This window comes from Guyparkeria hydrothermalis (genome assembly GCF_023555385.1).
GTDB classification, from domain to species: domain Bacteria; phylum Pseudomonadota; class Gammaproteobacteria; order Halothiobacillales; family Halothiobacillaceae; genus Guyparkeria; species Guyparkeria hydrothermalis_A.
The window spans coordinates 1,647,501-1,668,869 of sequence record NZ_JAJSED010000001.1 but is presented as its reverse complement, the minus strand read 5'-3'; the positions used below and the strand labels follow the sequence as shown (position 1 = coordinate 1,668,869).

At 67.1% G+C, this 21,369-nt stretch carries 20 protein-coding genes (1 of these 20 cut by a window edge); 8 read left to right on the top strand and 12 right to left on the bottom strand.

All coding sequences use genetic code 11. The annotated features are described in order from the left end of the window. Window positions 1-58: 58 nt before the first annotated feature. Both dapE and LV476_RS07745 read right to left on the bottom strand, forming a co-directional pair. Complete coding sequence (gene dapE / locus LV476_RS07750) at window positions 59-1,213, bottom strand: succinyl-diaminopimelate desuccinylase (protein WP_250074993.1); 1,155 nt, start codon at window positions 1,211-1,213, stop codon at window positions 59-61. Next, complete coding sequence (locus LV476_RS07745; protein WP_250074990.1) at window positions 1,210-1,554, bottom strand: ArsC family reductase; 345 nt, start codon at window positions 1,552-1,554, stop codon at window positions 1,210-1,212. Before LV476_RS07745 ends, dapE begins: the two co-directional genes overlap by 4 nt. A 143-nt stretch (window positions 1,555-1,697) precedes the next feature. Here LV476_RS07745 and LV476_RS07740 point away from each other — a divergent pair, with 143 nt between their 5' ends. Continuing rightward, the gene (locus LV476_RS07740) at window positions 1,698-2,024 is read left to right on the top strand and encodes a c-type cytochrome (RefSeq protein WP_250074989.1); all 327 of its coding nucleotides are present in this window, start codon (window positions 1,698-1,700) and stop codon (window positions 2,022-2,024) included. Window positions 2,025-2,039: 15 nt separating this feature from the next. Here the strand turns inward: LV476_RS07740 and nadC are convergent, their stop codons facing one another. Further along, window positions 2,040-2,876: a carboxylating nicotinate-nucleotide diphosphorylase gene (gene nadC / locus LV476_RS07735; protein WP_250074986.1), complete on the bottom strand. Its 837-nt coding sequence runs from the start codon at window positions 2,874-2,876 to the stop codon at window positions 2,040-2,042. A 169-nt stretch (window positions 2,877-3,045) separates the two neighbouring features. Between nadC and phoB the strand changes: the two genes are divergently transcribed. The 3 genes from phoB to LV476_RS07720 are packed head-to-tail and all read left to right on the top strand — an operon-like array spanning window position 3,046 to window position 5,829. After that, window positions 3,046-3,732 (top strand): phosphate regulon transcriptional regulator PhoB, encoded by a 687-nt coding sequence (gene phoB, locus LV476_RS07730; protein ID WP_250074984.1) that lies wholly within the window; start codon window positions 3,046-3,048, stop codon window positions 3,730-3,732. Between the two features lie 23 nt (window positions 3,733-3,755). Further along, window positions 3,756-5,174 carry a phosphate regulon sensor histidine kinase PhoR gene (phoR, locus tag LV476_RS07725; protein WP_250074982.1) on the top strand — a complete coding sequence of 473 codons (1,419 nt, stop codon included), beginning with the start codon at window positions 3,756-3,758 and terminating at the stop codon, window positions 5,172-5,174. 55 nt (window positions 5,175-5,229) lie between these two features. Continuing rightward, window positions 5,230-5,829, top strand: coding sequence for an SAM-dependent methyltransferase (locus LV476_RS07720; protein ID WP_250074980.1), 600 nt, complete (start codon window positions 5,230-5,232; stop codon window positions 5,827-5,829). 73 nt (window positions 5,830-5,902) lie between these two features. Here LV476_RS07720 and dapD read toward each other — a convergent pair whose 3' ends face one another. Both dapD and dapC read right to left on the bottom strand, forming a co-directional pair. After that, window positions 5,903-6,727 (bottom strand): 2,3,4,5-tetrahydropyridine-2,6-dicarboxylate N-succinyltransferase, encoded by an 825-nt coding sequence (dapD, locus tag LV476_RS07715; protein ID WP_250076296.1) that lies wholly within the window; start codon window positions 6,725-6,727, stop codon window positions 5,903-5,905. An 872-nt stretch (window positions 6,728-7,599) separates the two neighbouring features. Then, window positions 7,600-8,808 (bottom strand): succinyldiaminopimelate transaminase, encoded by a 1,209-nt coding sequence (gene dapC, locus LV476_RS07710; RefSeq protein ID WP_250074979.1) that lies wholly within the window; start codon window positions 8,806-8,808, stop codon window positions 7,600-7,602. A gap of 90 nt (window positions 8,809-8,898) precedes the next feature. On the opposite strand from dapC, the gene LV476_RS07705 reads away from it, so the two are divergent. Next, window positions 8,899-9,306: a VOC family protein gene (locus LV476_RS07705; protein WP_250074977.1), complete on the top strand. Its 408-nt coding sequence runs from the start codon at window positions 8,899-8,901 to the stop codon at window positions 9,304-9,306. A gap of 18 nt (window positions 9,307-9,324) precedes the next feature. On the opposite strand, the gene LV476_RS07700 is transcribed toward LV476_RS07705, so the two are convergent. From LV476_RS07700 to LV476_RS07680, 5 genes are all read right to left on the bottom strand, one after another. Then, on the bottom strand, window positions 9,325-9,990 hold the full coding sequence (locus LV476_RS07700) for an RluA family pseudouridine synthase (protein WP_250074975.1): 666 nt from the start codon (window positions 9,988-9,990) through the stop codon (window positions 9,325-9,327). After that, the gene (glnD, locus tag LV476_RS07695) at window positions 9,987-12,683 is read right to left on the bottom strand and encodes a [protein-PII] uridylyltransferase (RefSeq protein ID WP_250074973.1); all 2,697 of its coding nucleotides are present in this window, start codon (window positions 12,681-12,683) and stop codon (window positions 9,987-9,989) included. The genes LV476_RS07700 and glnD overlap by 4 nt, the downstream gene beginning before the upstream one ends. Before the next feature lie 4 nt (window positions 12,684-12,687). Next, window positions 12,688-13,446 (bottom strand): type I methionyl aminopeptidase, encoded by a 759-nt coding sequence (gene map, locus LV476_RS07690; protein ID WP_250074971.1) that lies wholly within the window; start codon window positions 13,444-13,446, stop codon window positions 12,688-12,690. Window positions 13,447-13,825: 379 nt separating this feature from the next. After that, a complete protein-coding gene (locus LV476_RS07685) occupies window positions 13,826-14,386 on the bottom strand; it encodes a peroxiredoxin family protein (protein ID WP_250074968.1) in 561 nt (186 codons plus the stop codon). 93 nt (window positions 14,387-14,479) lie between these two features. Next, complete coding sequence (locus tag LV476_RS07680; protein WP_250074966.1) at window positions 14,480-16,432, bottom strand: chloride channel protein; 1,953 nt, start codon at window positions 16,430-16,432, stop codon at window positions 14,480-14,482. A 166-nt stretch (window positions 16,433-16,598) separates the two neighbouring features. Here LV476_RS07680 and argC point away from each other — a divergent pair, with 166 nt between their 5' ends. The 3 genes from argC to LV476_RS07665 all read left to right on the top strand — a co-directional run bounded on the left by argC (window position 16,599) and on the right by LV476_RS07665 (window position 19,340). Then, window positions 16,599-17,630, top strand: coding sequence for an N-acetyl-gamma-glutamyl-phosphate reductase (gene argC / locus LV476_RS07675; protein ID WP_250074964.1), 1,032 nt, complete (start codon window positions 16,599-16,601; stop codon window positions 17,628-17,630). A 111-nt stretch (window positions 17,631-17,741) separates the two neighbouring features. Continuing rightward, window positions 17,742-18,116 (top strand): iron-sulfur cluster insertion protein ErpA, encoded by a 375-nt coding sequence (gene erpA / locus LV476_RS07670; protein WP_250074962.1) that lies wholly within the window; start codon window positions 17,742-17,744, stop codon window positions 18,114-18,116. A 69-nt stretch (window positions 18,117-18,185) separates the two neighbouring features. Continuing rightward, a complete protein-coding gene (locus tag LV476_RS07665) occupies window positions 18,186-19,340 on the top strand; it encodes a citrate synthase (protein WP_250074960.1) in 1,155 nt (384 codons plus the stop codon). 15 nt (window positions 19,341-19,355) lie between these two features. Here the strand turns inward: LV476_RS07665 and LV476_RS07660 are convergent, their stop codons facing one another. Next, window positions 19,356-20,519 carry an anhydro-N-acetylmuramic acid kinase gene (locus LV476_RS07660; RefSeq protein ID WP_349666003.1) on the bottom strand — a complete coding sequence of 388 codons (1,164 nt, stop codon included), beginning with the start codon at window positions 20,517-20,519 and terminating at the stop codon, window positions 19,356-19,358. Then, window positions 20,509-21,369, bottom strand: the 3' portion of a protein-coding gene (locus LV476_RS07655) for a peptidoglycan DD-metalloendopeptidase family protein (protein WP_250074954.1). Its footprint extends 711 nt past the window's final position; only the last 861 of its 1,572 coding nucleotides appear in the window; its start codon lies beyond the right edge, outside the window; it ends in the stop codon at window positions 20,509-20,511. Before LV476_RS07655 ends, LV476_RS07660 begins: the two co-directional genes overlap by 11 nt.

Here is a 21,369-nt window from a genome sequence, read left to right as displayed (position 1 = left end):
ACTTCGATTCGGCGCCGCCCTCCATCTCGCCGGGCGGCGCCACCCCTTTCTGCCCGCCTTATCCGGCCAGTCGCCGCGCTTCCTGATCGAGTTCGTCGAGCAGTCGCTCGTAGATGGCCGAGAGGGTCTTGAGGTCCTCGACGGCGACGTGCTCGTCGATCTGATGGATGGTGGCGTTCAGCGGCCCCAGTTCGATCACCTGCGTTCCGGTCGGCGCGATGAAGCGCCCGTCCGAGGTGCCGCCGGCCGTCGAGGGCGTCGGGGTATCGCCCAATACGCCGCCGACGGCCCGTTCGACCGCGCCGACCATCGGGCCGTCGTCCCGGGTGAGGAACGGTTCGCCCGAGAGATGCCAGTCGATCCGGTAGGACAGGCCGTGGCGCCTGAGCAGTTCGGCGACGCGCGCCTTGATCGTCTCGACCGAGGTCTCGGTGTTGAAGCGCAGGTTGAACTGGACCTCGAGCTCGCCGGGGATGACGTTGTTCGCCCCGGTGCCGGCGTGGATGTTGGCAATCTGCAGGCTGGACGGCGGGAAGTGGGCGTTGCCCTGGTCCCACTCGATGTTCACCAGTTCGTCGAGGAACGGCGCGGCGCGATGCACCGGGTTGTCGGCCAGGTGCGGGTAGGCGACGTGGCCCTGGCGCCCCTCGATCACGAGATTGCCGGTGATCGACCCGCGCCGGCCGATTTTGAACTCGTCGCCGAGCCGGTTGCGACTGGATGGTTCGCCCACCAGGCACCAGTCGATCGACACGCCCTTCTCGCGCAGCCACTGCATGACGCGCTTGGTGCCGTGCTGGGCCGGCCCTTCCTCGTCGCTGGTGATCAGAAAGCCCAGCCGGAAGGCCGGTTCAGGCTGGCGAGCGAGGAAGCGCTCGACGGCGGTCACGAAGGCGGCCACCGAGCCTTTCATGTCCGCGGCCCCGCGGCCGTAGAGCCGCCCGCCATGGATCTCCGCGCCGAACGGCGGGTAGGTCCAGCGTGACGACTCGCCCGTCGGCACCACGTCGGTGTGGCCGGCAAAGACGAACAGCGGCCCCTGCCGGCCGTGCATGGCCCAGAGGTTGTCGACTTCCTCGAAGCGCAGCGATTCGATCGCGAATCCGAGCGGCGCGACGCGTCCGGCGATCAGCGGCTGGCAGCCCTGGTCGTCCGGGGTGACCGAGGGGCGCCGGATGAGATCCCGCGCGAGATCGATGGTTGGGTCGCTCATGCCAGTGTCTCCTGCCACTCGTCGGCATCGAAGCCGATCAGAATTTGTTCACCGCTTTCCACGACCGGGCGCTTGATCAGGCTCGGATTGGCCAGGGCCGCTTCCCGGGCGCGCCCGGCGTTCATGGCCTCGCGTTCCTCGGCCGGCAGGCGGCGCCAGCTCATGCCCCGACGATTGATCACCGTCTCCCAGCCGAAGCGATCGAGCCAGCCATCCAGTCGTTCTGCCGGCACGCCGGCCTTCTTGTAGTCGTGGAACTCGTAGCTCAAGCCCTGCGCATCCAGCCACTTGCGGGCCTTCTTCACGGTGTCGCAGTTCGGAATGCCATAGACGGTGATCATCGATAGGCCTTTCAAGTGAAAATTGTTTTTCGGGATAGGAAAAATTAATTTTCCTATCAAAGATGGGGTTCTAAACTCGAATTTGTTGTGGCCTGGCAAACCGGCCCAGCAGCAAATTGCAGCAAAAATGGAGTGGCTTTGCCATGTGGATCAGGACGACTCGAACGACATCAATCCCGACCTTGGCACTCAGCCTTGTCGCCGGCCTTCTGCTGGCCGCCCCGGTGGCCGCCGAGCCGGACGTCTCCTGGGGCGAGGAACTGTTCGCCGAAAACTGTTCCGAATGCCACATGGTTCCGCATGACGACGACTGGTTCGAGGCACGTGCCGACGAAGGGAACATGGGGGACTACGAGAGCCTCCGCACCATGGTCCAGGGCTGTGCGACCAATTTCGGCCTGCCGTGGTTCGACGAGGAGGTCGATGCGGTCACCGCCTACCTCGATCACCACTACTACGAGTTCGACTGATCGCGGTCGTCCGACTCAGTCGATGAAGCGCATCGACAGGTCGACGGCCTGGATGTGCTTCGTCAGCGCGCCGATGGAAATGTAGTCCACCCCGGTCTCGGCCACGTCGCGCACCGTCTCCAGCGAGACATTGCCTGACGACTCCAGCTTGGCGCGCCCGCCGTTCATCTCCACCGCCTGTCGCAGCTGATCCAGCGAGAAGTTGTCCAGCAATACCCGCGTGACACCGGCGGTGAGCGACTCCTCGAGCTGCTCGAGCGTCTCCACTTCCACCTCCAGCGGCAGGTCGCGGGCGATCACGCCGGCGGCGCGCACCGCTTCGGTGATCGAGCCGGCGGCGCGAATGTGATTCTCCTTGAGCATGACCATGTCGTGCAGGCCCATGCGGTGGTTCATGCCGCCGCCGTCGGTCACGGCCCGTTTCTGCGCGTAACGCAGCCCCGGCAGGGTCTTGCGGGTATCGAGGATCTGCGCCCCGGTGCCTTCGACTGCCTCGACGAATTGCCGCGTGACCGTCGCGGTCGCGCTCAGTGTCTGCAGGAAATTGAGGGCGACCCGCTCGGCGGTGAGCATGGCGCGTGCCGGGCCGCTGACCAGGCACAGGCTCTGCTCGGGGAACAGCTCGTCGCCGTCGGCCGCCGCCCACTCGACACGCACCGCCGGGGAGACACGCCGGAAGGTGGCGTCCGCCCAGCTGATGCCGGAAAGCACCGCCGGCTCGCGGCTGATGATGCGGGCGTGAGCCGTCTGGTTGGCCGGGATCAGCTGGGCGGAGACGTCGCCCGTGCCGACGTCCTCTTCCAGGGCGCGGGTCACGTCGAGCGCAACGATGTCTGGATCGGCTTTGGTCATGCTGGGCACCGGTTTCGAGCGTCGAGAGGGCGGTATTCTAGCCCGATTGTGGCGGACGCGGCGCCGTCATGCTGTCATCTTGTCATGTTGTTGTCATCGCAGGGACGTGTAATACCCGCGAGACCCAATCATCAACGCCGCGAGGACCGGCCGAGGCCGGGACGGATCGATGCAAAAGACCATACTGATTGTCGAAGACGAAAAGCCGATTCGCGAGATGGTGGCCTTCGCGCTGGGGCGCGCGGGTTACGAACTGGTGGAGGCAGCCGATGTGCAGGAGGCCTACGAGTGCCTGGCCGATCGGCAGCCGGACCTGATCCTGCTCGACTGGATGCTGCCCGGTGCCAGCGGCATCGAGTTCGCCCGACGCATCAAGCGCGACGAGCTCACCAAGGACGTGCCGATCGTGATGCTCACCGCGCGCGGCGAGGAGGAGGACAAGGTCAGCGGGCTGGAGGCCGGCGCGGACGACTATGTCACCAAGCCCTTCTCGCCCCGGGAGCTGATGGCCCGCATCAAGGCGGTGCTGCGGCGCGCCTCCCCCGAGACGGAAAACCCGGTGCTGGACGTGGCCGGTCTCAAGCTCGACCAGGAGAGCTACCGGGTGACGGCGGCCGACCAGCCGATCGACATCGGCCCGACCGAGTTTCGCCTGCTTGCCTTCTTCATGAAGCACCCGGACCGCGTCTTCACACGAGCGCAACTGCTCGATCGAGTCTGGGGGCAGAACGCCTACGTCGAGGAACGCACCGTCGACGTTCACATCCTGCGCCTGCGCAAGGTGCTTACACCCAGCGGGTATGATGGCCTGATCCAGACCGTGCGCGGGGTCGGGTACCGTCTCTCGGCGCACTGAACCCGCCGAGAGACGAGGTATCGATGAACCAGGCCGATCCCAGGCTGCCGTTGGCCACCCACCCGGACGAGGGCGATCAGATCGAGCGCCGTGTCCGCGCCCGACGGGCACGTCGGGCCCAGGCGAGGCTGCGTGCCTGGCGCGAGGAGGTGGCCCTGCTGGCTGCCGCCGCGTTGCTGGCGCTGGTGATGGGCATCGTCGGCGAGTCGGTCGGCTGGGGCGCGCACTGGGGCTGGGCGGTGGCCCTGGGATTTGCCGTCTATTCCCTGAGCCTGCTGGTGCGGCTGGCCTATCTTGCCCGCAGTCTGCCGGTGACCTGGCATCGGCGGCCGGTCTGGGGGCTGCCCGGGCTCGTCCAGGCGCGCCAGCGCCGTCTTCGCCGGGCCTGGTTCCGGCGCCAGCGACGTCTGGTGCGGCTGCTCAAGCGATATCACCACTCCGCGATGTCCGTCCCGGATGCGATGGTGGTGTTGACCGAGGACCGGCAGATCGAATGGCTCAACCTGGCGGCGATCGAAATGTTGGGGTTCGGCCGCTCGGATATCGGTCTGCGCGTCGACAATCTTTGGCGCGCACCGGCCTTTACCGAATGGCTGGCCCACGGGCCGGAAACCCCGCCGCTCGAGATCACCGCGCCGGGGGATGAGGCCCGCAGCCTGAGCCTGCGCATGGAGCCCTACGGCTCGGACCGCTTCCTGCTGATCGGTCGCGACGTCACGGCCCTGCATCGGCTTCAGGGGGTACGGCAGGATTTCGTCGCCAACGTCTCCCACGAATTGCGCACGCCGCTGACGGTGCTCGCCGGCTACGTCGAGACGCTGCTCGACACCGACGAGGGGCAGGACCCGCAGATGCACCGCATCCTGTCGAACATGCACCAGCAGGCCGACCGGATGCGGCGCATCGTCGAGGACCTGCTGCTGCTTTCCCGTCTGGAGACATCGCAGCCCGACGTGGAGCTGTTCGAGCCGATCGACGTCGCGCGGCTGATCGAGCCGATCCTCAACGACGCGCGCCTGATCTCTGGCGAGGAGGGTCACCGGATCGAGTCGGAACTCGACGATGGGCTGATCCTGTGGGGCGTGCCGCGGGAGTTGCAGTCGGCCTTTTCCAATCTCGTCTTCAATGCGGTGAAGTACACCCCGGCCGGTGGCCGGGTGGTGGTGCGCTGGTCGCGTGACGAGCGGGGCAGGCCGGTGTTTTCGGTCTGCGATTCGGGCATCGGTATCGAGGCGCGGCACATTCCGCGCCTGACCGAGCGGTTCTACCGCATCGATGTCGGTCGCTCGCGTTCGCGCGGCGGCACCGGTCTGGGTTTGGCGATCGTCAAGCACGTCGCCTTGCGTCACTCGGCCCGCTTGGCGATCGAGAGCACGCCCGGCAAGGGCAGCTGCTTCCGCGTGGTGTTCCCTACCGACGCGGACTCGGCCCCCGCCTGCTAGACTGCGATCTCCCTCCCTGCACACGGACGCGACATGTCGGAACCCTGGAACGGCAATGATTGATTGGAACGAGAAGTACGGGCAGGTGGACTTCCTCTATGGGACCCATCCCAACGAGTTCCTCGTCAGCCAGATCTACCGCCTGCCGCCCGGCGCTCGGGTGCTGGTGCTGGGTGACGGTGAGGGGCGTAACGGCGTCTGGCTTGCCGAAAAGGGGTTCGACGTCACCACGGTCGACTACTCCACGGTCGGTTGCGACAAGGCGCGCCAGCTGGCGGACGAGCGTGACGTCAGCCTGGCGGTGCACTGTGCCGATCTCACCGCCTGGGACTGGGAGGAAGACGGTTTCGACGCGGTCGTCCTGATCTACCTGCACTTCGAGCCGGAGGCGCGTCGGGATGTCTATCGTCGTGCGGTCAGCGCCCTGCGCCCGGGCGGGCTGTTGGTCGTGGAGCTGTTCCATCCGCGCCAGCTGGCCTACCAGAGTGGCGGTCCGAAGCGGGCCGACATGCTGGTGCGCGCCAGCGACCTCTCCCAGGATTTGCCCGGCGTCGAGTGGCTGATCCTCGCCGAGGGTAAGGTGCTGCTCAACGAGGGGCCCGGTCACAACGGCCCGGGGTTCGTCACCCACGGAGTCGGGCGACGGGGCAACTGATTCACCGCGCACAAAAAAGGCCCGGGAAGTCCCGGGCCTTTTTGCGTCACGAGCCGGGATGCCCCGGCCGCGGTTACACGTCGCGCAGCAGCTCGTTGATGCCGACCTTGCTGCGGGTCTTCTCGTCGACCTTCTTCACGATCACCGCGCAGTAGAGGCTGTAGGAGCCGTCCTTGGACGGCAGGCTGCCGGAGACGACCACCGAGCCGGCCGGGACGCGGCCGAAGTGGATCTCGCCGGTCTCGCGGTCGTAGATCTTGGTCGACTGGCCGATGTAGACGCCCATCGAGATCACCGCGCCTTCCTCGACGATCACGCCCTCGACGATCTCGGAGCGCGCGCCGATGAAGCAGTTGTCCTCGATGATGGTCGGGGCGGCCTGCAGCGGCTCGAGCACGCCGCCGATGCCGACGCCACCGGAGAGGTGGACGTTCTTGCCGATCTGGGCACAGGAGCCGACCGTCGCCCAGGTGTCGACCATGGTGCCTTCGTCGACGTAGGCGCCGATGTTGGTGTAGGAGGGCATCAGCACGGTGTTCTTGGCGATGAAGCTGCCGCGGCGGGCGACGGCGTTCGGCACGACGCGCATGCCGGCTTGCTCGAAGCGAGCCTGATCCCAGTCGGCGAACTTGGTCGGCACCTTGTCGAAGTAGTTCACGTCGCCGCCGGAGACCACCTCGTTGTTGCGCAGGCGGAACGACAGCAGCACGGCCTTCTTCAGCCACTCGTTGACCTGCCAGTCGCCGACGCCGCGGCGCTCGGCGACACGCAGGGAGCCGTCGTCCAGGCTGGCCAGCGCCCTTTCGACTGCTTCGACAACAGTGGCTGAAGCGTTGGACGGGTTGATCTCGGCACGGCGCTCGAAGGCCGACTCGATGGTGTCGCGAATGGCATTGATGTCCATCGGATGCTCCTGAAAATGTTTGCAAAAACGAGCGGCCGACCTGTTGGGGTCGGCCGGGAAATGGGATAAATCTGCTGGCAGTTATTGTAACAACAGATCGTTGTTGGCGTTTGTTTCCCAAGGTGTGGGTTGCCTGTAGAGGAACCGTCAGGGTTTTCGCACGCCGGTTTCGCGGAGGGGTTCTTGCCGAGCCCGGGTGTCGGGCGTGCGAGTCGATTTTCTTGCTTGTCCAAGAAAACCGACCAAAAGAAGGACACCCCGATACCTTGGCCCTGCGGGCCCGATCGTCACGGATTGCATCCGCGCCGATCGGCCTCGCGAACGAGCGATTGCGGACGGGTCGGTTCGACGCGACGTCCTGTCGCGGCGAACCTCTGGCCGGCGTCCATGCCGGCCAGACCCTGCAATCCCTCGCCCGCGAGGCAAGGCACAAGGGGATTGACCCTCCGATTGCACCTGAAACCCCAGTTCCTAGGGGGCAGTTGCCTTGAAGAGTTGAGTGACATTGCCGGATGGTTGGGAACCAAGCCCCCTTGTCGTCCTGCCTTGCGACCGGTGGGTGGATCGGGGTCGGAGCGACATGGACGTCGCTCTGAGGCTCGGCGTGACAGGAGGTCACGTTGAGCCGACCCCGAAGCCAGCCGCCGGTCGCAAGGCTTCTTTCCCGGACGACGGTCCGGGGAAGAAGGCCCGAAGGGCCAGGGCGTGGGGTGTCCTTCTTTTTGCCCCTTTTCTTGGACACGCAAGAAAAGGGGCTCGCGCGGCGGGCAACGCGTTCCGAACGCAGCCTGTTTGGGCCAAGCGGCGTGCGAAAACCCACCCTCACTTGAACGTCGATAGGCCGAGCCGCCCTCAGGTGGGGCGCCTTAGGAAAGCATCGCCCGAATCCGCTTGGCCGCCTCGACGCAATCCTCGAGCTCGGCCACCAACGCCATCCGAACGAACCCCGCCCCGGGGTTTACGCCATCGGCCTCGCGCGACAGGAATCGCCCCGGCAGGACGGTGACGTTCTGCTCGGCGAACAGGCGGCGGGCGAAGTCGCGCTCGTCGCCCTCGACGCGGGCCCAGAGGTAAAAGCCCGCGTCGGGGCGGCGCACCTCGATGCCGTCGACCGGATCGAGGATGTCGAGCACCGCGTCGAATTTCTCGCGGTAGAAGTCGCGGTTGGCGCGCACGTGCGCCTCGTCGTTCCAAGCCGTGATGCTGGCCTGCTGGGTCGGCAGTGGCAGGGCGCAGCCCTGGTAGGTGCGATAGCGCAGGAAGCGCTTGAGGACGGCGGCGTCCCCGGCGACCAGCCCGGAGCGCAGGCCGGGGAGATTGGAGCGCTTGGAGAGGCTGTGGAAGACGATCACGTTCCGGAACGGTTCGTCGCCGTCACGGGTGGCAGCCACCTCGAGCAGGCCGGTGGGTGGCTGTTCTTCGTCGAAATAGATTTCGGAATAACACTCGTCGGCGGCGATTACCACGTTGAAGCGCGCGGCGCGGGCCAGCAGCTCGCGGTAGCGCGGTGCGTCGATCACCGCGCCGCTGGGGTTGCCCGGCGAGCAGACGTACAGCAGCTGGGCACGCTGCCAGATCGACTCTGGGATGGCCTCGAAATCGGGCAGAAAGCCGTTCTCCGGCAGCGTCGGGTAGTAGTACGGCTCGGCGCCTGCCAGCAGGGCCGCGCCCTCGTAGATCTGGTAGAAGGGGTTGGGCATCAGCACCACCGGCGGCTGATCGCCGGTATTGCGGTCGACCACCGCCTGGGCGATGGCGAACAGCGCCTCGCGGGTGCCGGCGACCGGTAGCACGTTGGCCTCCGGGTCGAGCAGGCCCTCGTCCAGGCTGAAGCGGCGGGTCAGCCAGCCGGCCATCGCCTCGCGCAGTGCCGGCTCGCCCTTCGTCGCCGGGTAGCGGGCAATCTCCGGCAGGGCATCGCGCAGGGTGTCGAGCACGATCGCCGGCGGGGCGTGGCGCGGCTCGCCGATCGACAGCGGGATGTGCTTGCGGTCGGTCGGCGGTTCGGCGCCGGCCTTGAGCTCGGCGAGTTTCTCGAAGGGGTAGGGGTGCAGTCGGTCGAGATTGGAATTCATGCCGGGAGTCGTCGAGTCTTGCGGTGGTGGCGCGGCCGGGCATTATAGGCCCCTGATCCGATCGCCGCGACCGCCGAGCCGGGAGAACACATGAACGAGGCCAGTATGAGCGAAGCCGAGAACCGCCGTGACGTACGCGGGCTAGACCATGTCAGCCTGCTGGTGAGCGATGCCGACGCGGCTTGCCGCTTCTATGCCGAGGTGCTGGGGCTGGCGGTCCTGCCGCGCCCCGACCTCGGCTTCCCCGGTGCCTGGCTGTCGCTCGGCGGCGACCAGGCCCTGCATCTGCTCGAACTGCCCGGTCCCGATCCGCGCGAGGGGCGCCCGGCGCATGGCGGGCGTGACCGGCACTTCGCCCTGCGGGTCGGCGCGACCGCGCCGTTCGCCGAACGACTGGATGCCAACGGGGTCCCGTTCACGGGCTCGCGCTCGGGACGCGATGCGCTGTTCTTTCGTGACCCCGACGGCAATGCGATCGAGTTGCTCGGATCGGGCTGATTCGAGCAGGCCGGCCGGCTAGAACGGCGCGTCCAACTCGTAGTCGGCCATCGGCTTGGTGGGGTGCTCCGGATCCGGGAAGGCCAGACGCATGGCATGCAGCATCAGCCGGTCGTGCCGCTCGCCCTCGGGGTGGTAAAGCGTGTCGCCCTGGATCGGCCGCCCCTGGGCAAGCAGGTGCACGCGCAGCTGGTGCGAGCGGCCTGTGATCGGCTCGAGGATCACCCGCACGGCCGCCTTCTCGGTAGCCGCCACGCGGTAGCGCGTCTGCGACGGTCGGCCGCGTTCCGGGTCGATGCGGTAGCGCGGCCGGCGTTCGGGGTCCTTGCCGATCGGCAGGTCGATCAGGCCCTCGGCCGGCTCCAGCGACTCGTCGATCAGTGCGACGTAGGTCTTGTCGACCCGCCGGTCGGCGAAGGCCTTGGAAAGAAACGAGTGGGCGCGGGCATTGCGTGCCAGTACCAGCAGGCCCGAGGTGTCCCAGTCGAGCCGATGGACGATGCGCGCCTCGGGGAATTCCATCTGCACCCGCGTGATCAGGCAGTCCTGCTTGTCCGGGCCGATGCCGGGCACCGAGAGCATCCGCTCGGGCTTGGCAACCACCAGGAAGTCGCGCTGCTCGTCGATCAGTGCCCAGTCGCCCGGTGGCTGGTTGGCGGCCAAGGTGTGGTCGATCGGACTCATGCTTCCTTCTCGCCCTGCTTCTGGTCCTGGCTGCCCTTGGCGGCCCGGATCAGCGCGTCGGCGATCGCCTGCTGGTGGTCGCGGTCGTTGATCGGATGGCCGTACTGATCCACCACGAAGAAGGCATCCTCGGCCCGCTCGCCCAGCGTGGCGATGCGCGCGTGCAGCAGGATCGCGCCCATGCGCCAGAGGGTGTCGGAGAGATCGGCGAGCAGGCCGGGGCGGTCCTTGGCCAGCACTTGGATCATGGTGCGCGCCCGGGCGATGTCGGCGACGAATTCCACCTCGGTGTCGACGTCGAGGCTCGAGAGCTGCGCCGGGGTGCGTCGGCGCGTCACCGACAGGGCCTGTTCCGGACGATGGATCACACCTTCGAGTCGTTCGTGCAGGGCCTCGATGGCGCCCGGGTCGCTGACCGCGTGGCCCTCGCGGTCGAGAACGAAGAACTCCAGCAGGATCAATTCCGATTCGGGCAGCTGCTCGCGATTGCCCTCGTCATCGACCGCATTCAGGCCGCTCTCGGCTACCAGCGGGCGGGGGATCACCGTGATGTTGGCCGACTGGACGTTCAGGCCCTCGCGGTCGATGCCGGCGACCACGTGGGCGAACAGGGCGGGGTGGTTCTGGGCGAGGATCAGGATCTGGGTGGCTTGGTGCTGCGGGTCGTCGTTGATCGTCAGCGCCGGCAGGTCGGCGTCGACCGCCACCCGCGAGTGACGCAGGATGTTGTCGATCTCGTTGCGCAGGAAGTACTCCTCCGGCATGCCGGAGAGCCAGGCGGCGAGCTTGGCCGCGTCCATGCCCTCGCTGGAGCCCTGGCGATTGGCGTCACGACGGGTCTCGCGCACGATCTGCGCCGAGGAGCGCACACCCTCGGCGAAGTGCTGGTGAGTCAATTCGAACAGCCGCTTGAGGAGCGTGTCGCGCCAGGAATTCCACAGCTGCGGGTTGGTGGCGCGGATGTCGGCCACCGTCAGCAGGTAGAGGTAGTCGAGCCGCTCCGGGGTGCCGACTTGCTCGGCGAAGCGACGGATCACCTCGGGGTCCTCGATATCCTGGCGTTGCGCGGTGAACGACAGCGCAAGATGTTGCTCGACCAGCCAGCCGACCAGGTCGATGTCGGCGCGGGGCAGGCCGTGTTCGCGGGCAAACTCGCGCGCGTCGCTTGCCCCGAGCTCGGCGTGGTCGCCGCCACGGCCCTTGGCGATGTCGTGGAACAGCCCGGCCAGGTAAAGCACCTCCGGATGCGGGATGCGAGAGAAGGCCTCGGCGGCGGTAGGATTCTCGTCCCGGTGTTCCGGCAGGGCGGGGCGACGCAGATTGCGGATCACCAGCAGGGTATGGGTATCGACCGTGTAGGCATGGAACAGGTCGAACTGCATCAGGCCGACGATCGGTGCGAAGGCCGGGATGTAGGCGGCCAGCACCCGGGTGAGGTTCATGTTACGCAGCGCGAGATAGACGCCGCGATCCGCGCGCAGCAGGCGCAGGAACAGGGCCTTGGCCTGGCGGTTCTTGCGGAAGCCGGCGTCGATCACCGACAGGTTGGCGCGCAGCTGGCGGGCGGTCGCCGCGGTCATGCCCTCGAGTTCCGGATGCTCGGCGAGCAGCAGGAACAGCTCGAGGATCGCGGTGGGCGAGCGCATGAACACCTGCGCGTCGCGGGTCTCGATCAGCCGGCCGCGCATGATGAAGCGCGGGTTGAGCCGTTCGACCGGCTCGAGGATTTCCGGGTGTAGCCGCTCGCGCCACCGCTGGATCAGCAATTGGTTCAGGCGCTCGACCTCGATCGTGGCGCGGAAGAAGTGCTGCATGAAGCGCTCGACCGCGAGGTTGCCGTCTTGCTCGCCCTGGTAGCCGAACGCGCCGGCGAGCGTTTTCTGATGGGTGAGCAGCAGGCGCTCCTCCGAGCGCTCGGACAGGCCGTGCAAGCCGATGCGGATGCGGAACAGCAGCGACTGGGCCCGCGCCAGGGCCTGGAATTCGTCGTCGCGCAGCAACTCGGCGCGGTGCATGCCGGCGAGCGTGGGCGCGCCGTCGATGCGGTTGGCCAGCCAGCGGATGGTGTGCAGGTCGCGCAGGCCGCCGGGGCCTTCCTTGATGTGCGGCTCGATCTTGGTGCCGACGTTGTCGTGCGACTCGTAGCGGTCCTGCTGCTCGTCGAGCTTGGCAGCGAAGAACCAGGCCGGGTCGAAGGTCGCATCATCGCGGATGGCCGTGTCCAGCCGCGCGAGCAGGTCCTCGTCGCCGGCGATCAGCCGCGATTCGATCAGGCTGGTGTAGACGGTGGGATCCTCGGCTGCCTCCACGCACTCCTCGAGGCTGCGCACCGCATAGCCGATGGACAGGCCGGTGTCCCACAGGGTGTAGAGAAAGGCCTGGACCGCGTCGTCATGGGCGTGATCCGGCGTGAGCACCATGATGTCGATGTCCGAATGGACGAACATCTCGCCCCGGCCGTAGCCGCCCACGGCGACCAGCGCGCAGGGCGTGTCGGCAAGCTTGTCGTCCCAGAGGCTGCGCAGCGCGCTGTCGACGCGCGCGGTGACCTCGTCGATGAAGTCGCGGGCGCTGTGCTCGTCGGCCAGTGCCTCGGCCCAGTGCTGGTTGAGTGTCTCGAGCTGGCGGGCGAGCGGGCGGTCGGCGGGAAACGTGGTCTGGTCGCCGAAGCGGCCTTCGGGAACAGTGTGCATGGGATCAGGCCGGCGGCTGGGTGAGGATGTCGACCCCGTCCGCGGTCACGGCGACCGTGTGCTCCCACTGGGCCGACAGGGAGTGGTCCTTGGTGACCACCGTCCAGCCGTCGCCCAGCAGCTTGATCTCCTTCTTGCCGGCGTTGATCATTGGCTCGATGGTGAACACCATCCCTTCCTTGAGGTGCACGCCTTCGCCCGGCTTGCCGTAGTGGACCACCTGCGGGTCCTCGTGGAAGTTGCGGCCGATGCCGTGGCCGCAGTATTCGCGGACCACGGAAAAGCCGCTCGCTTCGGCATGCGTCTGGATGGCGTGGCCGATGTCGCCGAGGGTCGCGTCGGGGCGCACCATCTCGATGCCCTTCATCATGGCCTCGTAGGTGACGTCGATCAGGCGCTGGGCGCGCACGGACGGTTTGCCGACCGTGTACATCGCCGATGTGTCGCCGTGCCAGCCGTCCTTGATCACGGTGACGTCGATATTGAGGATGTCGCCGTCACGCAAGGTCTTGTCAGCCGGGATGCCGTGGCAGACCTGATGGTTGAGCGAGGTGCAGATCGAGGCGGGGAAGCCGTGGTAGCCGAGCGTGGCCGGTGTGCCGCCCTGGACTTCGGTGATGTGCTTGTGGGCGATTTCGTTGAGCTCGCCGGTGGTCACGCCGGGCTTGACGTGCTCGCGCAGCAGCACCAGCACCTCCGCTGCCAGCTGGCTGGCAATGCGGATCCTCTCGATTTCCTCGGGGGTCTTGATGGAGATGTTCATGACCTGGAAACGGGCTCCCCTGACTGTGTCAGCCGCGGCGCTAGTGTCCGCCGCCGTTGATTCCGTGACATTCAGAGCGCGCCTGAGCCGACAGGGCAAGGCGCGCTCTGCCGTGAATGGCAACGTCCTTCGCAAGGGGTGCAACGCCGCAATGTCGGCTCAGGCGCGCTCCCGGAGGGCGAGCCGGAAAGCGCTCATCGGCGGCGTTATGTCTCTTGTGAAGGACGTTGCCATTCACGGCGAGACATGCCTTGCCGCTAAGCGCTTTCCGACTCGCTGAAGGTTGCAGAATCAACGGCGGCGGACACTTCACCGCGCGCAAAGGCTCCCAGTGTAACGAAAAACGCCCCGGCTCGCGGGGCGTTGTCGGCGCAGGAGATCAGGCCGATTCGAGCAAGCCCTCGATGAGCCCCTCGACCCGATCCATGTCGACCAGGCCGATCTTCTGATAGGCGATTCGGGCTTCGCGATCGAGGATGAAGGTCGTCGGCGTGACCCGCACCGGGCCGAAGACCTCGGCGCCACGCCCCGTCTTGTCCTGCCAGATGGTGTAGGTCATGTCCTTCTGCTTGACCATGGCGTTGATCTGGTCGAGCGGGTCGTAGCTCATGGCCAGCCCCACCACGTTGACGCCACGCTCGGCGTACTTGTCGTGCAGGTCCTGGATGTGGGGGATTTCCTTGACGCAACCCGGGCAGGTGGTCGCCCAGAAGGTGATCACGGTGGGCTTGCCCTTGATCGAATCCAGGGCAACCGGCTTGCCGTCGAGGTGCTGCACGGTCACGCCCTCGAGCGCGATGCTCTCTTTTGACTGGCAGCCGGCTAGGCCCAGCGATAGCAGTGCGCCCGCGCCGCCCAGCAGCAGGCGGCGACGGCCGGCATCATGGGCCGGCGCGTTGCCGTCGGGTCGGCTGTGGTCGATGTGGATGCGGTGCGTCATGTCGAACCCTCGTGTGGCAGTGAGCAGGCGGTCGGCCCGCACTAGGCGGACTGGCCGCCGGGGAGCAAAGTGTCCGCCGTGAGCGGAGGCGCGTCAACGTTCCACGATTGCCTGCTCGAGCATCGCTGCGGTCATCACGCCCAGCGTGCGGGCCTGCTTGGAGCCGAGCATGCGGCGCGCGACCAGGACGCCGACATCCTGCTCCCGCATCACGCGCTGCGCCTGGGTGAGCGTGAAGCCCACTTCGACGTCGGCGGCACGGTAGAAACCGCTGATCTCTGCCGGGTCGATGACGACGTTCTCGCGTACGTTCGCGGCCAGCACCTCGGCATCCGCCGTCTGCGCGGTCGCCTCTTCGGTCTCCTCCGGCCGGGTGGCAGGCGCCTCGCTGCCCTCGTCGAGGGTTGTGGCCGCCTCATCCAGGTTCGGCTCGGCTTGTTCCCTGGCAGCCCGGTCGGCCTCGGCCTGTGCATCGAACAGCGCCTGATTGAAGATCTGGTCATAAGCGGCCCGGGCCGGGGCGTAGCGGATCACGCCCATGGCGTTACGTTCCTCGTCACGCAGGACGATCCAGGCCGGCTTGTCCTCCAGCGCCTGTTCGAAGCGGGCCAGGTTGCAGGGGCAGGTCACCTCGGCGACTCGCCGCTCGATGATGCTCGACACGCCGATGTTGTCGCCGTTGAACCACAGCGACGGCCCCGGCATTTGCTGGTCGTTGGCCCGCAGCATGGCGTCGTAAAGCGCATCCTTGCCGAAGACCATGCGGCTGACCAGTCCCGAGACGACGATGGTGATCATCGCCGGCAGGATCGCGCCGGTGTCGCTGGTCAGTTCCAGTACTGCCGCCAGGGCGGCCAGCGGCGCCTGCAGGGTCGCGCCCATCATCGCGCCCATGCCCAGCACCGTGTAGAAGGCCACGTCGGCCAGCGGGATCTGGTCGAGGTGATAGAGCAGGCTGCCGAGCGTGCCGCCGACCATGGCGCCGATCATCAGGATCGGGGCGATGGTGCCCACCGGCAGGCCCAGGCCGACGGTCACGCTGGCCAGCAGCCACTTCGCCAGCGCGACCACCAGCAGGGCGCCGAGCGTCAGTTCGGCGGCGGCAACCAGATCCGTGGTGTCGTAGCCGATGCCAAGCACCTCCGGCACCCAGAAGCCGACGATGCCGGTCGCCACCCCGGCGGCGGTGAACCGGGCCCAGACCGGCCATTTCCAGCTGCGCGCGATGGTGCCCTCGATGATCTGGATATAGCCGGCTGCCATCGCGCCGATCACCAAGCCCAGTCCCAGCAGCGTGGGCACTTCCCAGAAGGACATCTGCTGGTGGATCTCGATGTTGAATACCGCCTCCGGGCCGAAGACAGTGGTGGCGAGCAGTGCGCCCATCGACGAGGCGAGGATGACCGGCAGGAAGCTCGCGAGCGTGTATTGCTTGATCACCACTTCGAGCGCGAAGATCACCCCGGCCAGCGGCGTGTTGAAGGCGGCCGAGATGGCCGCGGCCACGCCACAGCCTGACAGCGTGCGCACGCTGTTGTTCGGCAGGCCGAGGGTGTGGCCGATCAGGCTGCCGCCGAAGGCGCCGAGATGAATGCCCGGCCCCTCGCGCCCGCCGGTCAGGCCGATCAGCAGGCCCCATATGCCGGCGAAGAACTGCACGATGGCGTTCTGCCACGGCAGGTCGGCGCCGAAGCGGTGAAAGCGGATGATCACGTGACCCACGCCGACGTTGCGCATGCCGATGGGCAACAGGTGGAACGCGAGGCCCAGGATCAGGGCGCCGCCGACGGGCAGCAGCAGTCGCCATTCGGCCGGCAGGGATTCGTAGCGTTCGGCGCCGGGCAGCCCGAGTCCGTAGACCTGGAGCCCTTCCAGCGCGAGGCGGAAGGCGACCACCATCAGTGCGGCGACGAGCCCCGCGAACAGGCCCAGCAACGTCACCTGCAGTAGCGCATCCGGCTGGGCCAGCCGCAGCCGGAGCCGCTCGATGAACCGACTCAGCGGTCGGCCGAGCCAGTCCTGGATGCGGGCGAGCAGAGCGGTCACAGGCCGGGCCTCCCGGGGGAAGAAAGAGCGGTGAGCGGTCGGACGCGACGGCAGAGCCGCCGCAAAGCCCTGCTAATATGCCACGATTATCGGCCGGGTTCGAACGCTGCCGCCCGCTCGGTGGCGCCCGGTCGAAAAGCCCACGCACCAGGAGTCGAGCACAGCAATGAAGAAGATCGGAATCGTCGGCGGCACCGGGTATACCGGGGTCGAGTTGATGCGCCTGTTGGCCCATCACCCGGAGGTCGAGGTGGTGGCCATGACCTCCCGCGGCGAGGCGGGGCGACGGGTGGACGATCTCTATCCGAGCCTGCGCGGTCATACCGACCTGGTGTTCAGCGAGCCCGGCGAGACGGATCTGGACGCCTGCGATCTGGTGTTCTTCGCCACGCCCAACGGCATTGCCATGCAGGAAGCCCCGGCGTTGCTCGAGAAAGGCGTGCGGGTGATTGACCTCGCGGCCGACTATCGCCTCAAGGATCTCGATGTCTGGTCGCGCTGGTACGGGATGGAGCATGCCTCGCCCGAGTGGGTCGATCAGGCGGTATACGGGCTGCCCGAGCTCTACCGGGACGAGATCCGCGGCGCGCAGCTGGTCGCCAACCCCGGTTGCCATGTCACGGCCACCACGCTGGCCATCCTGCCGGTGATGGGTATGGACTGGGTCGAGCACGAGCGGATTGTCGCTGACACCAAGTCCGGCGCGAGCGGCGCCGGCCGTTCCGCGGCGGTGCACACCTTGATGGCCGAGGCCGGCGAGAGCGTGCGCACCTATGCCGCCGCCGGTCATCGCCACCAGCCGGAGATCCGCCAGACGCTCACCGCGGTGGCCGAGCGCGAGATCGGTCTGACGTTCGTGCCGCACCTGGTGCCGATGGTGCGCGGCATCGAGTCAACCGTCTACTTGCCGCTGGCGGGCGAGCCGGACGATCTGCAGCAGCGTTACGAGCGCTATTATGCCGAGGAGCCATTCGTCGACGTGATGCCGCCGAACAGCCATCCGGAAACCCGCAGCGTGCGCGGGAACAATCTGTGCCGCATGGCGGTCCACCGTCCCCTGGATGGCCCGATGCTCGTGGTCTCGAGCGTCATCGACAACCTGGTCAAGGGCGCGGCCGGCCAGGCGGTGCAGAACATGAACCTGATGCTTGGCTGCTCGGAAACCGCCGGTCTCGAGTTGGTCGCCCTGTCGCCGTAAACGGGGTGGCCGGCTGACATGAATCGGCCAATGGTCTGATAGACTGTGGGTTTGCCGGTCCGGCAGGCTGATGCCGGCCGACCGGGCGCGCAATCGATTGAGGTGAACGCGATGGCTGACGCAACCGATACCATGGTGGCCGAACCGGCCGCCGACGCCACGCCGCTGGTTTTTACCGAGAATGCGGCGCGCAAGGTCCAGTCCCTGATCGAGGAGGAAGGCAATCCCGATCTGAAGCTGCGCGTGTTCATCACCGGGGGCGGCTGCTCGGGCTTCCAGTACGGCTTTATGTTCGAGGAGGAGGCCCAGCCGGATGACACGGCGGTGGAGCGCTCGGGGGTGACCCTGCTGGTCGACCCGATGAGCATCCAGTACCTCGAGGGCGCGGAGATCGACTACAAAGAAGATGTCTCCGGCGCGCAGTTCGTGATCCGCAACCCCAACGCCGCGACCACCTGCGGCTGCGGCTCCTCGTTCTCGATCTGATTCCGTTCGGGTCAAGGCGCGGGCACAGCCCGCGCCTTGCGTTTCCAGGGTTTTTACAAGGCGTTGTCGATGGATTTCGTACCGGGTTTGCAGGGTGTGCCGGCGGCGCAATCTGCCATTTCGTATCTGGACGGTCAGGCCGGTCTCCTGACCTATCGTGGTTACCGCATCGTGGATCTGGCTCGCCAGAGCACGTTCGAGGAGACCGCGTGGGTGCTGATCCACGGCGACTTGCCGACGGCACTCGAGCTGGCGGAATTCGACGCCGAGCTGCGCCGCAACCGGCGCGTGAAGTACAACGTTCGCGACATCATGAAGTTCCTGCCCATCGACGGGCATCCCATGGAAGCGCTGCAGACCTGCGTGGCCAGTCTCGGGATGTTCTATCCGGGGCAGGAGCGCATGACGGCGAACGGCATCAACGCCGACAGCGAGTTCGTCGAGCAGATGATCATCAAGATCCTCGCCAGCATGTCGACGCTGGTGGCGATGTGGGAGCACATCCGCAAGGGTGACGACCCGGTCCAGCCGCGCTCGGACCTTTCCTATGCGGAGAACTTTCTCTACATGATGACCGAGCGCGAGCCGGACCCGATCGAGGCGCGCATCATGGATGCCTGCCTGATCCTGCACGCCGAGCACACGCTCAATGCCTCGACCTTCGCCTCGCTGGTCTGTGGCTCGACCCTCGCCCCGCCCAACCTGGTGGTTGCCTCGGCGATCGGCACCCTGGCCGGTCCGCTGCACGGTGGTGCCAACCAGCGCGTGCTGAACATGCTCGACGAGATCGGGTCGGTCGAGAACGTTGGCCCGTGGTTGCAGCAGAAGTTGACCAACAAGGAGGTGATCTGGGGCTTCGGCCACCGCGAGTACAAGGTCAAGGACCCGCGCGCCGACATCCTGCAGGGTCTGCTCGAGCAACTGCGCGAGCATCGCGGCGGTCAGCTCTCGCCGCTGTACGAGATCGCCCGCGAGCTCGAGACCCAGGCGGCCGAGCATCTCGCCGGCAAGGGCGTCTACCCGAACGTCGACTTCTATTCGGGTCTGCTCTATGCCGAGCTCGGCATTCCGCGCGACCAGTTCACGCCGATCTTTGCCATCTCGCGCACGGCCGGCTGGCTGGCGCACTGGAAGGAGCAGATTGCGAACAACCGCATCTACCGCCCGACCCAGGTCTACGTCGGCGAAAGCCCGCGCGACTACCGGCCGATCGGCGCCCGCTGATCGGCCACCCCGCCATCAGGCGGGGTAGATCCCTCCTAGCACCCGTGGCCCGGCCGCGCCCGTGACAGCGGGGGCGTTGCCGGGCCTGCCGTTGAGCAACTGTCTGGCCAGCCAGGCAAATGCCGCCCCTTCGACGCATTCCGGCGCGATCCCCAGCGCGGCGCTGCTTTCCACCGATGTGTCCAGCCGCTCACGCAGCCGTTCGACCAGTCGCTGGTTGTAGGCGCCGCCGCCGCAGAGCGTGACCGGCATGGCCGGTCGCTCGTCCAGCCACGGGGCGATGGCGCCGGCGACACTTTCCACCGTCAGCTCCAGCAGGGTTGCCTGCACGTCCTCGGCCGGCAGCGAGGTCAGCTGCTCGGCGCCGCGTCTCCGCAGCCAGTCGAGGTGAAAGTGTTCGGGGCCGGTCGATTTCGGCGCCGGGCTGGCGAAGAACGGGTCGGAGAGCAGGGTCGTCAGCAGTGGCTTGCTGACCTGGCCGCTAGCGGCCCAGCGGCCGTCGTGATCGAACGGGCCGCCGCGGTGACGTGCATGCCAGGCATCCATCAGGGTGTTGGCGGGGCCCGTGTCGAAGCCGAGCGGCTCCGCACCCGGGAGCAAGATGGAGGCATTGGCGATCCCGCCGAGGTTGATCACGATGCGGCCCTCGGCTCCGGGCGGAAACAGGGCGGCATGGGCCGGCGGGGCGAGTGGCGCGCCCTGGCCGCCGGCGGCCATGTCGCGGCGGCGAAAGTCGGCGGTCACGGTAATGCCGGTCAGCTCGGCAATGCGACTGGGATCGCCGAGCTGCAGGGTGAACGAGGTGTCGCCCCAGCCCGGCCGGTGGCGGACGGTCTGGCCGTGCGAGCCGATCGCGCGGATTGCGCTGGCCGGGATCTTGGCGTCAGCGAGCAGGCGATCCACGCCCGCCGCCACGGCCTCCGCCAGTTGACGGTCGGCCACGCCGAGTCGGTCGATGGCGTCCTGAGCCGGTTCGGGGTGCGGGCCGCCCGTCTGGGCGCGGGCAAGCTGGCGCAGGGTTGTGGCGAGCGATTCGTCGAGCAAATGCTGGTGGTGGGCCACCAGGCGTGGGGTCGGAGTGGCGAAGTCGCAGAGACAGAGATCGAGTCCGTCGATGCTTGTCCCGGTCATGGCCCCGATGTAGAACTCGGGGCCGGTAGGCTGAGGGTCACTCGCCACTCGTGTCGCCGGCAGCACGCTCGTTGCTGGCCAGGTGGACCGGCTGCTCACCCTCGACGTCGATCTGAATGCGGGCGAGCTGCTCGAGCGGCTGTCGGGTCTGGGCGATGAAGTCCTTGCGGTCCTCCGAGGCGATCGGGTTCGCTTCGGGCAGGTCGACCTTGAGCGGATCGAGCGGTTTGCCGTTTACCCGGAATTCGTAGTGCAAGTGCGGGCCGGTCGCCGCGCCGGTCATGCCGACGTAGCCGATGGTCGAGCCCTTGTCCACGTTCGCGCCGCGCTTGAGGTTTGCCTTGAAGCCGGACAGGTGGGCGTAGAGCGTCTCGTTCTTGCTGTCGTGGCGTACCTGGACGACCTTGCCGTAACCGTGCTTCCAGCCAACGAAGGTGACACGTCCGGAGGCGGCCGACTTGACCGAGGTGCCGGTGGGGGCGGCCAGGTCGACCCCGTTGTGGGGACGCACGGTGTTGTGGATCGGATGGAGGCGATTCGGGTTGAAGCTCGAGCTGATGCGCGAGAACTCCACCGGGTAGCGCAGGAAGCCGCGCTCGAGGCTGCTGCCATCCGGCTCGTAATAGCCGGCGGTGCCGTCCGGCGAGGTATAGCGAACGGCCTTGTAGCGCTTGCCGCGATTGACGTATTCGGCGGCCACGATGTGGCCGACGCCCAGGCGCTCGCCTTTGCGCTCGCGTACCTCGTAGATCAGCCGGAACTGGTCGCCGTCGCGGGCATCACGCAGGAAATCGAGCTTCCAGCCGAACACTTCCGCCAGTTGCATGATCTGCGCCGGAGGAACGCCCGCTGCGACGGCGGACTGGTACAGGGAGCCACGGATGGTGCCCCCGGCCGA